General features: G+C 47.4%; 18 protein-coding genes. 1 reads left to right on the forward strand and 17 read right to left on the reverse strand.

Features of this window, described 5'->3' with window-relative positions:
* Positions 1 to 12 precede the first annotated feature (12 nt).
* Genes NST07_RS20510 through NST07_RS20535 form a run of 6 tightly spaced genes read right to left on the reverse strand, consistent with a single transcriptional unit; the run spans position 13 to position 3,996 of the window.
* Complete coding sequence (locus NST07_RS20510; RefSeq protein ID WP_342480035.1) at positions 13 to 567, reverse strand: putative phage tail protein; 555 nt, start codon at positions 565 to 567, stop codon at positions 13 to 15.
* On the reverse strand, positions 564 to 1,628 hold the full coding sequence (locus NST07_RS20515) for a baseplate J/gp47 family protein (protein WP_342480036.1): 1,065 nt from the start codon (positions 1,626 to 1,628) through the stop codon (positions 564 to 566). Before NST07_RS20515 ends, NST07_RS20510 begins: the two co-directional genes overlap by 4 nt.
* Positions 1,629 to 1,630: 2 nt before the next feature.
* The gene (locus NST07_RS20520) at positions 1,631 to 2,032 is read right to left on the reverse strand and encodes a DUF2634 domain-containing protein (RefSeq protein WP_342480037.1); all 402 of its coding nucleotides are present in this window, start codon (positions 2,030 to 2,032) and stop codon (positions 1,631 to 1,633) included.
* Positions 2,029 to 2,322, reverse strand: a complete 294-nt coding sequence (locus NST07_RS20525) for a DUF2577 domain-containing protein (RefSeq protein ID WP_342480038.1) — start codon at positions 2,320 to 2,322, stop codon at positions 2,029 to 2,031. Before NST07_RS20525 ends, NST07_RS20520 begins: the two co-directional genes overlap by 4 nt.
* Before the next feature lie 2 nt (positions 2,323 to 2,324).
* Positions 2,325 to 3,290, reverse strand: a complete 966-nt coding sequence (locus NST07_RS20530) for a hypothetical protein (protein WP_342480039.1) — start codon at positions 3,288 to 3,290, stop codon at positions 2,325 to 2,327.
* Between the two features lie 4 nt (positions 3,291 to 3,294).
* Positions 3,295 to 3,996 (reverse strand): LysM peptidoglycan-binding domain-containing protein, encoded by a 702-nt coding sequence (locus tag NST07_RS20535; RefSeq protein ID WP_342480040.1) that lies wholly within the window; start codon positions 3,994 to 3,996, stop codon positions 3,295 to 3,297.
* 93 nt (positions 3,997 to 4,089) lie between these two features.
* Between NST07_RS20535 and NST07_RS20540 the strand changes: the two genes are divergently transcribed.
* Entirely contained in the window at positions 4,090 to 4,278 is a 189-nt protein-coding gene (locus tag NST07_RS20540; RefSeq protein WP_342480041.1) for a hypothetical protein, read from the forward strand.
* A gap of 91 nt (positions 4,279 to 4,369) precedes the next feature.
* Here the strand turns inward: NST07_RS20540 and NST07_RS20545 are convergent, their stop codons facing one another.
* The 11 genes from NST07_RS20545 to NST07_RS20595 all read right to left on the reverse strand — a co-directional run bounded on the left by NST07_RS20545 (position 4,370) and on the right by NST07_RS20595 (position 12,233).
* Complete coding sequence (locus tag NST07_RS20545; RefSeq protein WP_342480042.1) at positions 4,370 to 6,913, reverse strand: tape measure protein; 2,544 nt, start codon at positions 6,911 to 6,913, stop codon at positions 4,370 to 4,372.
* A 53-nt stretch (positions 6,914 to 6,966) separates the two neighbouring features.
* Entirely contained in the window at positions 6,967 to 7,593 is a 627-nt protein-coding gene (locus NST07_RS20550) for a hypothetical protein (RefSeq protein WP_342480043.1), read from the reverse strand.
* 237 nt (positions 7,594 to 7,830) lie between these two features.
* On the reverse strand, positions 7,831 to 8,238 hold the full coding sequence (locus NST07_RS20555) for an XkdN-like protein (protein ID WP_342480044.1): 408 nt from the start codon (positions 8,236 to 8,238) through the stop codon (positions 7,831 to 7,833).
* 26 nt (positions 8,239 to 8,264) lie between these two features.
* On the reverse strand, positions 8,265 to 8,726 hold the full coding sequence (locus NST07_RS20560) for a phage tail tube protein (RefSeq protein ID WP_342480045.1): 462 nt from the start codon (positions 8,724 to 8,726) through the stop codon (positions 8,265 to 8,267).
* Position 8,727: 1 nt separating this feature from the next.
* Entirely contained in the window at positions 8,728 to 10,044 is a 1,317-nt protein-coding gene (locus NST07_RS20565; protein ID WP_342480046.1) for a phage tail sheath family protein, read from the reverse strand.
* On the reverse strand, positions 10,045 to 10,263 hold the full coding sequence (locus NST07_RS20570) for a hypothetical protein (RefSeq protein WP_342480047.1): 219 nt from the start codon (positions 10,261 to 10,263) through the stop codon (positions 10,045 to 10,047).
* Positions 10,260 to 10,682 carry a DUF6838 family protein gene (locus tag NST07_RS20575; RefSeq protein WP_342480048.1) on the reverse strand — a complete coding sequence of 141 codons (423 nt, stop codon included), beginning with the start codon at positions 10,680 to 10,682 and terminating at the stop codon, positions 10,260 to 10,262. Before NST07_RS20575 ends, NST07_RS20570 begins: the two co-directional genes overlap by 4 nt.
* A gap of 2 nt (positions 10,683 to 10,684) precedes the next feature.
* On the reverse strand, positions 10,685 to 11,092 hold the full coding sequence (locus NST07_RS20580) for an HK97 gp10 family phage protein (protein ID WP_342480049.1): 408 nt from the start codon (positions 11,090 to 11,092) through the stop codon (positions 10,685 to 10,687).
* Positions 11,089 to 11,460, reverse strand: a complete 372-nt coding sequence (locus NST07_RS20585) for an ABC transporter ATP-binding protein (protein WP_342480050.1) — start codon at positions 11,458 to 11,460, stop codon at positions 11,089 to 11,091. The genes NST07_RS20580 and NST07_RS20585 overlap by 4 nt, the downstream gene beginning before the upstream one ends.
* Before the next feature lies 1 nt (position 11,461).
* Positions 11,462 to 11,806, reverse strand: coding sequence for a phage head-tail connector protein (locus NST07_RS20590; RefSeq protein WP_342480051.1), 345 nt, complete (start codon positions 11,804 to 11,806; stop codon positions 11,462 to 11,464).
* A 22-nt stretch (positions 11,807 to 11,828) separates the two neighbouring features.
* Positions 11,829 to 12,233, reverse strand: coding sequence for a hypothetical protein (locus NST07_RS20595; protein ID WP_342480052.1), 405 nt, complete (start codon positions 12,231 to 12,233; stop codon positions 11,829 to 11,831).
* Positions 12,234 to 12,241: the final 8 nt, after the last annotated feature.

Here is a 12,241-nt window from a genome sequence, read left to right on the forward strand (position 1 = left end):
AGGTGCCTCCTTTCATATTTGATCTATAAACGGCGCGAAATCGGTAAGCTTGTGCTGCTGCAGTTGATTGATGGTCATAACATTGTTGATTTCACGAATGAGCAGATAACGGTATTTATAATCCAATGCCATGTGTGCCGGCTTAAGATCCTCTATAGCCTGCTTAAGATCATCCAGATTTGCGGGGATGCCCAGCGTATCAACAAATGTGATGATGATCTTATAGGCTGCTGGCTCAACGGCAACGTCTACCGTACCGCCGTCATAAGCCTGTGCAACGTTCTTGATCATATCGCCTGATACCTTGCCATACCCCCGCATTTTGGATATGATTACGGACCGCCGTTGCTCGTCCGGCTTGTTGCTATCCACCACAATCTGCAGCTCATTCTCGTATCGGTCCAGCGCCCAGGTTGCGTATTCAGGATAGGCTTGGTTAAGCAACTCCTCAACGCGCGCGCCGAGCAGATCAAACTCTGGCCCCTCAGTGTTCATCAACTCGTCCATTTCAACGATCCCGCCATAATAACCGGGCAGGTAACTCTTTAACCGTTCCGCGCCGCTCATATGGCTGTCACCGTCACCGTACCGAGTACCGGTACTGCATCCGCTGGGATCTCAATATTGATAGTGCCGCCATTTACCTTGAGATTGGTATAGTCGATCACCGGTGGTATGTCCAAGATAAGACTCTGTATCCGTGTATACCGGACCAAAGTGTCCATAAAGGCCAGGTTGGCCAGATACGCCTTGGTGGCTGCCTCCAGTTGAGTTTTAACTTGGGATGTGGTCGCTCCGGAAGCCAAAGTTACGCTTACTGATATATTGATAGGCACTTCTATAGCGCCGACTACCGTAACAACAGCTCCGATAGGCGCAGCGCCATTTCCCATGCCGTCCTGAGTTGGATCAACGTAATCCTGGACGGCAGAAACAACGGCCGCTGAAGGTGAGCGCATATCATTATTCAGCAGCGCAACCTTCACCGTACCCGGTCCATTCCAAAGTGGGAAAGCTTTGGCCCGACCTACCCCGCTGATCTCCCGGGCCCACTCTTCGTATTGATACCGGTTGCCGCTAGTGATTGGCTTGGAGATTCGCTCTTGATATCGCTCATAAAGCGAGGCATCTGTCTCCCGGTCCACTCCTGGAATGAGTACTTCCGTCAGCTCAGCCCGAGCAAGATTATTGATGTAGTCAATAGGCAGCAGGCTCCCGAAGGTTTGATTTCCGGCAGCCCCCGCCGTCTCAGCTTCCATGCGGTAATCTCCAAGCGCCAGGCGCTCTGTCGCCTTGTAGTTGACGTCTCCTATGGCAAACCGGCTGCCGATAGGTATGTCCATTAGGGCATTAGCAGAGTCATAAAATAGCCCTCTCAGTTGCGTTTTGGTTGCAGCCTTACGGGTTACACCTGACCAGGCAATCGCTTTGTCCAGGTAATCGCCGGAAGCAGTGTCGGCGAACCTCAAATTTGCGTTCAGGTCCAGCTCCACATACATCTGCGCCAGCTCCATGGCTGCCGGGGCCAAGGCATCATATATAATGCTTCCTTCCCGTTTATCAATATCCGCGGGGACACGATCTAGCATTCGCTGCAGGATCATTTCAAAGGTCTGATCCTCATACATCGCTACACCTCCAATCTGTCTGTATAGTTGCCGTAATCACTCTCTACGGTGAATTTGACAAGAGCTGTGTCCAGGTCATAGGAAAATCTAAATTGAGTAACGGATATAATCCGATCATCCTGCTTTAGGGCTTCCTTGACCCAGCGCTCGATCTCGGTTTCAAACACGGCCCGCCCGCGAACCGCTCCGACGTCTGCCTCATTGCCGTAGTCAGCGCTATAAATCAAATGTTCATAACGGGTGGTGGAAAGAATTTTAAAAACGGCTTGCTTCACAGCTTCCAGCCCATCCACCGCCACAGCTCCTATACGCCCATTTATGAGGTCCATCTTGTAGGTAAGACTTGGCTGCGGTGTCTCTTCCATATCCTCATTCAGCAGCACCATCTCGCTCTGTGGGATCATCCACTCACCACCCTATCCATGATCACGTAACGTTGACCGCCCTGCATACGGATCAGCAGCAACTTATCTCCCTTAGCAAGTGGTTTCCGGATTACAATTTCTTGATTGCCTATTGTGACCTTCATCTCCGTCAACGTTTCCGAAACAATTAAAAAATCCTCTGTGAGCTCCAGCCGGCTATCGACCAAAACTCTTAGAGGATTTATCTTTGTTACGGATCCTAACTGCACCACCACGGGCCCGGCAGCATCTACTGCGTCCATGGCCGCACGCTTAATGGCTTCCAGCATATTTACACCAGCCTCAATTCCAGGTCCATGGTATGCACGCCGTCTGACTTTTTGTGCGTGCAGGTCTCGACCAGGAAAAATTTATTGATACTCATTTTCTTGATGTATAAATTGACGTAGCACCCTGCCCGCAGTCGGTAATCTCCAAGTGCTTCGACGCTTAAAGACCGGGATTCGCGATTCTTAGCAAAAAGTAACTGCGCCAGCTGCTCATTGATTTGAGCCTGATTCAGATTTTCATCCACAGATTCGTAAAGTTGCAGCAGCCCCCACTTTTTAATTGTCGCGCTGTCCTTGGTGACATAGGTTTCACGCTTACCAGTCTCCTTGTTATCGCGGTAAAGGACGATCTGATTATAAGTTTCGTCATCGATGCTCCGGCTATAGGAGTAATCGGTCATCAGGGAATCATCTCCAATAACCAAAGGAAACCTCATGCCGGCTATATTCCGGAGCGACAGACTGCCGAAATCATCATAAAAAACGAAATTGGTCCCGTTATTTATCAATGTCTCATCCAGCGCCATACAGATCATATCAATGAAGGTCTTGTTATCTCGAATCTGTGACGGGATCACGTAGGCGCTATTTTCCAGCGTGCCGGTTTTTAGCTGCATGTCCTTGGCGATCTTTTGAACGACCTGTGTGGCCGTCAGCTTCGAAAATACGTATGTTCCGCTGTTCATGAGATATCGGATCTGATCGTAAGCCAGAATTTCAATTTCCTCTTCGCGGCCTTCGCTTATTTTGAAAATATAGCCATAGAAGACCTTATGTCCCTCATCTGTGTATCGAACAACATCGCCATTATTGAGCTTAAATCCTTTATCCTGGTAGATGCCGCGGTCTACGATCGTAAATTCCAGTGAAGCCGGCTTGCCGATCCGGTAGGTGCTCCAGGTTATCTCTGACACAATCTCCGAGAGATCCCATAGGTTACCGTCCTTATTGTCGATCAATAATTCCATTCGATCACCCCGGGAGCTTCAGGACAGAGCCAATTCTCAGCGTCTTCAGCTGTGCATCCGTCAGCCCGTTTAGTTTTTGGATCTCTTTCCATCGCCCGCCGTCGCCCAGCTCTCGATTAGCAATCTTCATTAAGGTATCCCCGGACTTCACGGCGACCGTTTTCGACTTTGCCCGTTCGTCTGGCCGCTTGGCCGGCTCTTTCTTCGTGGTAGTCTTGGTGCCGGTACCACTGGCCGTTGGTTTCGTCTTCAGCGTCACTTTTTTAGCGGCGTAGAAAACATACTCCTTCAGCTCCAACTCATATTCAAAATCGCCCGGGCGCCCGGCAACCTCTTTATAATTGAAAATCTCAATACTCACCGCTAGATTGATCTTTAGTCCCTGGCTGGTAAAAATAAACCGGATCGGCCTCCGCTTATTCATCCAGTCCTCAATTAGCTGAATATAATCGGCAGGCTCCCCCCAATTGGCGGAGGTAACATAACTGGGCACCGTTCCGCCTGGCTGGATCGCAGGGAAAAAGCTTTCAAAGTTAATCGTTTTTAGTCCCGGGGCCTTAATCACATTGATCTGGCCCAAATCTGTGATGGAGTAGGTTTCCCCGTCCCCTTCGCCAGAGATTTCGATCTCTTCTGGAAGAACGGGAATCTCAAACCAAATGGCACGATTGTTAAAACTGAGTTCAATGCTGTAGCCATCGGCCACAAGCTCACCTCCGATCTATAGAGGAATACCCCCTTTTCTGTCGAATACTGGTAGTTGTTCGGACATACCAAATATTCTGAAAGGAGGTGTTATATGTTAACGCCTGAAGATTTTGAGGATATCGAAATTGTGATTAAAAGAAAATTTCAAGAATCCGTACCTTTAAAAAATAGCGATGATGACGAGCGCAAGTTTGCAGAAGCGCTGCTCAATGTAGCTGCTAGGGTATCTGTATTGGCACTCAACGAGTATCACAATAAACTAAATGAAAAGAAGCCCTGAGTTCTTTATACAGTCGTTGTGACATGGGGGCAGTCATCTGGGCTGCCTTCCTTTTCTGCGCGTGGCGTCTTAATATCTATTTTCCCCGCCCTTAATTAAGAACTCCCTTCGCCGTTGAGGCAATTTCCTCAGTAAGCACTTTTCCTATCTTTTTGACAATGGAATCTACATGCGCCTCACTGTTTACTGGTCCCGTCTTCACCTGTACCGTAGGTGTCAACGTGACAAAGTTCTGGATGTTCTTCATCTCTGCGACGTCCCGCATGATTTTGAGGTCCTCCTTTGAGATATCAACCGGCTTCTCAATCTCACCCACGGCTTTTATTTTTTTGTCTTTGCCTTTTTTGTCGCCGGCTTGAATTTTTGCTGCGGTAGCTGCTCCAGGAGGCAACTTAGTAAATGAATCTGCAGCGCTCTTCGCTGCCTTAATTGCAGCTCCACCTTGATCATCACCACCAAAAAGATCAGCGCCCCAGTCGTAACCTTTATTGTATGCATCCCCATAATTGAATCGCTCCAGGCCAAGACCTGATTCCTCTAGTAGGTTGTCTATATCCAGATCATTGACCCTATCCTTATATTTTCCATTCCCGTATGTCCGTACTGCAGTCTCAGCTAGTTCACCGAGACCTGATCTCCAGCCGGCAACCGAGCTTGCCATTTTACTACCGAAAATAAAATCCATTGCTGATGCTATCTTTTCCAAAATGCCCAGCACACTGTCTGCCAAATCAGCAAATAAATTAATTACAGCTCCAATAGGATCGTTAAATAGATTCCCGAAGAAGTTGGCGAAGCTATTCCAAATATCAAAGAAAAATTCTACAACTCCAAAAACCAGTTCTAGTAATCCAAAAAACAAATTACTGATAAAGGCCCCTACCGCAGTAAACGCGCCAGCAATAACTCCAGTAGCCGAAATCGACGTACCAGCAAATTTATTAATTGCAGCTATTACAAGATAAAAAATAGCAATCAAGGCTATAATCCCAAGAATAATCCATGTGATAGGACTAGCAAGTATCGCTGTGTTAAGGCCCCATTGGGCTGCGGCAGCTGCAACTGTGGCATTAGTCTGAGCAAGAGTAGCGCCCGTGTAGGCGGCTTTGATAGATGTAGCAATAATTTCAGCCGCTGTCGACACTCCTGTCCAAATGGCAATTGCCATTAACGCCAGCTTGTATAAACCTAATGCAGTTACAATCCCCAAAATAATAGGCTCCAGCAAAGGCCACGAACTTGACATGAAATTATAAAGGTTGATCATTGCATTCAATAGACCATTTGCAAAATCAGCAGCATCTGCAATTCCCGATTTGAAGTTTTCTATAAATACCGCTCCACCTGGGCTGTTTAACATATCGTTAATACGCTGGATTAACGGTCCGAATGTTTGGAGAGCAAAGTTTTGCAATTCAGTCATCATGTCTCCAAATGTTCTAGGCATAGTTGCGAATTTTTTATTAATATCATCTGCAGCATTAAACATAGCTGCTTTAATTACATCCGCCGTGATTGTGCCGTCGGCACTCATTTCTTTCAATTGGCCCTTAGTCTTACCGGTAACATCGGCAATAGCAGCTGCCAACATCGGAGCATTTTCCATGATACTCCGAAATTCGTCTCCTTGAAGCTTTCCGGCCGCCATAGCCTGAGATAACTGATACATACCGGCCTGTCGTTCCATCGTTCCACTGCCACCAACCCGGAAAGACTTCTGCATCAGTTCTGTAAATGCAATAAGTTCATCATTCGATTTAAATGCATCTCCCGCAAGTGTACCCATTCTCCCGATTACACCAGCCATGTCGGTATAACTCCCCCGAGCTCGTTTGGCAGATTGAAAGATTTTCTCTTGTAATTCGGCGGTTGTCTGCAGTCCATTATTAATCAAATCAAGCCGCGCACGAGTATTAATGTATGAATCGGAAACATCGGTCAAGGATTTAATGCTATGCAATGCGCCTTGAATCAAGTAAAATGCGCTCGCCACATTTTGTAGTTGATCCCACCAACTTCGAGTAGAGTTACCAGCAGTGACAAATTGCCGGTTGTTCTGTCCTTGCAAATCAACAATTTGTCGTTCTAACCTAGCAATTCGTTCCAAAGCGGCTGTAAGCTGTGTGGCGTTGGTGGAATCAGTGCGAATTCTAGCATTTAATCGATCTATTGATTGAGCTATCCGCGCAACCATCCGCTGCAAGCTTGAGAACATCGTTCGTAACCCAGCGGGCATTTCCAATTCTACACTTGCTCGTATGTCTCGAAAGTTAGTCTCAATCTGCTGACGGATTGCCTGAGCTCTCTGCAGAATATCGGCTGTATTAAATGTAACCTGCACAACTGTGTCGGATAAACGAGATCTAATGGCAGATTGAATTCGTGATATGCTTTGCATAATATTCTCTGAGTCTATAATTATATCGATTGTACGTGATGAAGATCCGAGAGTTGAACGAACCCGCTGTATTGCAGTCTCTGCTGCAGAAGCATCAACCCTCAACTCAAACGGAGCTTCCACGACTCGCTTAAGTCGTTCCATTCGGATAGTCGTCTCCACGACTTGATTGGTCATTCGTTGAAATGACTTACTTGCCTGGTCCATAATTTGAATCGTCGCGGATACAGTTGTCATATTTTCACCTCCCACAGAGACAAAGAAAAAAGCCGCCTTAAAGGCGACTTAGACTATAATTGTACAATTCGTTTAGGATTGTTAGAGATTAAAGGTTGAAGCTTATGCAGAAACTTATTTAGCCCCCAAGAATTTTGACTAGCATCGAACATCAGTGCTGAAAGTTCATTATCAGAATTAGTGTAATTTATGATTAAATACGGCGTAGCTGTCCGTTTCTCTTTGCCCTTCGCCCTCGAACCGACCACCAGCCCTATAGGACCGAAGAGCAATCCGCCAGTAATCCCTTTTGCCGCACTGCTGGTAACGTAATGCGCAATTTCGACATCCGTTTTGACTTCCGCTGCTCCGATTTGTGATAGGTTAACCGATACTTCAGCTCCTCCACCTGAAATCACAAGCTGATCATTTATAATTGCTAGATGGCAATTTGTTTTCTCTGCTAGTGGAAGTCCTTCAACATGCAACATTCCTGATAACCCAGGAGTATTGGTTCCTTTTACTTTTTTTGGACTCGTTGTCTTGCTTGAACTTCTCCATAATAAAACACCAATCAAAAAGGTGACAACAGCTGGAAATATTCCGCCAGAAGCAGATTTTGGTTCTGTCACCATGACTAGAACCGCTGTAAGACAGGCTACGAAGAAAAAGATTGCAGCTCCTCGTTTAAATACTTTCATCTCTAAACCTCCAACGTAAGGTAATATTTTCTATAATACCTTATATCGGAAATTGTGAATATTAATTTTCTTATTTTTTTGCTTTTGCTGCTTCTTTTTTTTCCTTCTCAACCTTTTCATTAATAGAAGCCATTACAAAGGCCCTTTCCCGTAAAGGAAGGGCCAAAAACTCATGTGGCCACTTTTTAAGTTGATGGAGGATGTAGTAAGCGTAAGACGCCTCGCTATCCTCCTTGATTAGTTTTTTGCTTCTTCAACCAAGTCGGACATATCTACGTCAAATCCGCTCAGCTCGCTGATCCGCTGTGCCAGCGTAGCGACTTCTCCTGCCAGCAGCACCTTCTGAACGTATTCATCGGGTGTATTACAACCAAGAGATTTGATACTTGCAGCGTCCTTGAAGTTCGGTTCTACGGTATTTCGAATTACAGTTTGAAGATTAAATCTCCCAGAATCAAATTCAACCTTCCGTCCTTTCCTTACATTCGTGCAACCTTTCCGCAAATCATTGAACTCGGCATCAGTCATTGCCTTGATTTTAAACAGAAGTGGCTTTCCGTCTTTGTCTTTGAAGCGCGGGGAAACCGCGACTTCCTCTGTCAGACCGTCAACTGGGTTAGCATTCAAAAAATCCTGCAAGTTCATATCAATCATTCCTCCTGTAATTTATTTTAGTTAGCTGGTGCGTTAAACATTTGACCCATGTCGATGTCTTCATATGTGAAATCCACATCTTCTTCCAGGGCTTCCGATTCTGTATCTAGGGAAGCCATGACCACACTGTCTAGGTTGACACCCAGTAGAGTTACTGTTTGTGAACCGATTGATGACCCCGGATCTTCATTAACTACCGTAATATCAAAGTTGGTATCCCTACCGGTTTTGATATAATCGATCATCAGCTTTCGAAAAAGGCTTGTCACATAGTAAATTGTCATATTACCAGTGCCAGACCATCCCGTAGTTTTATGCTGTGTGCCGCGACGACCGAGAGTTTTCACTTCAGCCTTATTTTTTTCAGCTTTAGCTTCTATTGTTTTGATATAGAACATCTCTTCAACTTGACCGTTAATCGTAGCATATGCCCGGCCCTCTTGACCGCTGATTGTATCTCCGGCTTTCAAAAATTCCATCTTATTTCACCTGCACTTTCATATAGACTTTTTCTATGGAGTCAACCGGCTGAATGTTGGCCTCGACATATATTGAGTCTGAATCGACGCCCGGCAGCACCGTGATATCTGTCTGAGCATCGAAATTCTGAATTGCACCGATACTCTGCAGATTATCCGCATATACTACGAGCTCTTTCCGGAATAGCGCTCGGCCGTCTACGTTATTGCTGACCTTGCCAATGTAAGAGGACTCGAAAATCCGCTTCGTATCGTTAGCGAATCCATCTAGGACCCGGATAACCCGGTTCTTGTGGAAGGATTTATTTTTCTTTGGTGTATAGCTTAAAAATGTATTAATATCCTGTTCTACCACAGCCCGGTTATTTGACGGTGTGAAGAGAAATTCACCGGCAGTTAGGGCCGCTTCGATCTGGGCGTTAGTATAACGCGGAGCTACATCCACGGCATCGTCATAGGCAGAATAGGTGAGAGACTCATTCATTTCCGCTCCGGCCGTTGCTCCTGCTACCCACGCCGTTGCCTGGGCTGCTGTCAGCGTTGTTCCATCTGATAGCACTACACCATTCTTAACGCTGATTACACCTTCATTGTCTGCTGTAGGATAGTTCTCCAGGACGGCCTGTACCTTCTTCCCCTCACTATCACGAAGACGGCGGATAAAGGCTGCGTATACCGCCTTGAGGGCATTGTCCGTAGAAGGTAAAGCCACTGTCTGGAAGTCATACAGCTCCAGCGCGCCCAGGAAAGCGGTATGGTCGGCATTTGTTACCGAGCCGTCCGCACCACCAATCAATGGTGCACCAGCGGAAGCCGTAAGTTCGCCGGATCCGCTCCATGCCACCCAATCATTAGTCACCAGCCCGGCGATATTGGCCACCAGCTGTGTATCTACTACCGCACCATCCAACAATGTTTTGACATCAAACTTCGTATTGTCGTCCAGATTAGGCTGCACAACAATACTCAGCGCATTGCCGCGGGTACCGCCGTATTTGGCTGTGGCCGTCAGTGCTCCGGCTGTAGCCGCTGCCTTTGTGCCTTCGTTGAGTTTGTATAGCAGCACTGTCCGGGCCCGTTTTAGCGCCTCACGTACAAGCAGCAGCTCCGGTGCAGTAAGGTCAAACCCCAGCTTGGTCATAGTATCCTCGCCGGCTACGATCGGTGTAATGACCTTAGCTGCACCCCATGGCAGCGACAGCGCCAAACTGGCAGTGCCGCGGCTTCCAGCTGCGCCAAGTGTACCGCCGGACGATTCGACGTTGATATATACACCTGGTCTTACTTTGTTCTGTAGTGTCCATGTGCCTCCAGCCATTTACTTCGCCTCCTTGTTCTTAAAGTCTTCAATTACTTGCTGTGCTTCAGTAACGGTATATAGCCGTTCCTCTTCCAGCAGGGCCGCAAATACGTCCTTATCTTGATGGGAGTACTTAGCTGACCCTAAAAATTGCTCCTTGGTGTATGAAGCCTCAGAGGCTTCTGCAACAGGCGCGCTTTCAGTGCTCGTCGCCACTTTTGAACTTTGCTCTTTCACTTCAGACCGCCTCCTTGTGTCATAGTCTGCATTTTGATACCCGGATCCTTTACCCGGAATAGATGGTAATTGTATTGGACGAAGAAATGCAGAACTCCGTCCACGATTTCGTGACGCATACCAGTTCCCCGATAACCGCCCTCGCTGCCCCTCACATACTCAATTTCTGAGTACAGCCGTTCGGCCATGATCTCACAGGCTTCGCGCGGCGCGGTCGCCTTCGGGTCCGGGAAGAAATGTACATCAAAGGAATTGAATCGCCGATACCTCCGGTTAATCTCCCGGTTCTGGCTGGATTCCATGAGCAGCACAAAAAAGCACGGCTGCTGCATGCCCTGCTCCACGGCTTCGTCATATACCGGATACTCCGGAGTAAATAACGAAAGCTTCTTTATGAGTGCGTTTTTGATATCCTGCATACTCACCGCCCCAAGTGCTTCTCCATGTATTTTTTCAGCTTTCGCTCCATAATGCCCGGCAGCTCCCGCTCCAGCTCTTGCTCAGATAAAGTCAGCATAAACTTACCATTGACCCAACCGGTGCGGAGCCGGGTGACGTGACCGTACTCCACGTAAAGAGCGTATTCCACATTATTCACAATCTCAACGTGTACGCCCCCTCCTGGTAGCCTAACGATTTCACCTAGTTGCCAGTGTTCACGAAGCCAATTTGTTCTCACAGGCGTTCGTTCTACCGTTTTCGCCAGTAACCGCCCGGCCAGCTCCCTGATGCAGTCTTCCATAAAAGCCGGAAACTCTTTCTGCATCCGCTGAAGGTTCTTCTGCAGCTTCTTAAAATCAGAGAAATCAAATTTCCCCAGCCCGCTCATGCGTTAAGGATCTCTTTCAACTTGATTTCCTGATGGGTAGGATAACGGAATGCCTTTCCAGTCTGTTCTCCGTGAAAGAGCATTCCGTTTTGTGTCACTGTGATCCGGCTGCCGGGCTGGATAATCACATCAGGGGAAATGAACAGCTTGCCATCATAGTTTACTTGGTTCACCGTCACTGTCTGTGTAGATGAAGGCAAGGAGGTCTGAGACAGTGCACATGGTTCTTCATTCAGCACCATCACCGGTTGCTGCCGTGTCTTGCCTGTCTCTGGGTCTTTGACATTCTGCATTTCAAAGACTGTAGCCAACCCTTCATAGGTACTCTCGATGGCCGCCCGCTCCGCTGGTATATTGCCGAATTGCATACTACCACCTCAATCTACGGAACGCCTGCAGCTGAGCCGCATAATTCCGCACGAATGCAGCCCCGGAGCCGACCGTTACTGTAGCCTTTGCCGATCCGAATGCTGTAGTAACATCCCCGCGCTTGATGCTGGTGACGGCTGGGGCTGTCTGTTCAAACTCTGTTGGATACTTCGTCCGGTAATAATCCTCTACAATCTGTAGGACCACATTATTCAACTCAGATGGAATCTCTGGTATGTTGCAATATGTCTTAATGGCCTGAATGATCGTCTCCAAAGCAAAAAGAAGCTGACCATCCTTGGATACATCATCTTGCGGAATGGTCAGCAACTTTTTTAACTTCATCAAGAAAACATCCATATCCATATTAAGCCATAATACCAGCTGCTTTGAGCTTGACCTTGAGGTCACGCAGCTCCGCAAGCACACCGGCAACATCCGTGGCGGCGGTATCAGGTGATGCAGCAGCTTGCAGTACAAGCCCGCGCACGGCAGGCGCTGCATTAGGAGGCGCGTAATCCCCTGCCTTTGCTGTTGTGTTGGTAGTACCAATCGCTAGGTTTGATGTGCCCGCACCGATTGTTGTACGAACGGCCGCAGGGTTGGCTGCAGTTATTACCTGTCGACCAACGGCTGTAGCGTCAGTGATATTTGCGGCGGTAACCCCTGTGGGGCCTCCTCCCTCAGGTTCAAGTGTTTCCAGATACTCAATGACACCTATAATCTTACCTACTGGTGTTGTACGTGCTTTTAAATGGCTCAAATCAGGCATGAGTCATA

It is taken from the genome of Paenibacillus sp. FSL L8-0340, assembly GCF_038593145.1.
Lineage (GTDB): Bacteria > Bacillota > Bacilli > Paenibacillales > Paenibacillaceae > Paenibacillus_AQ.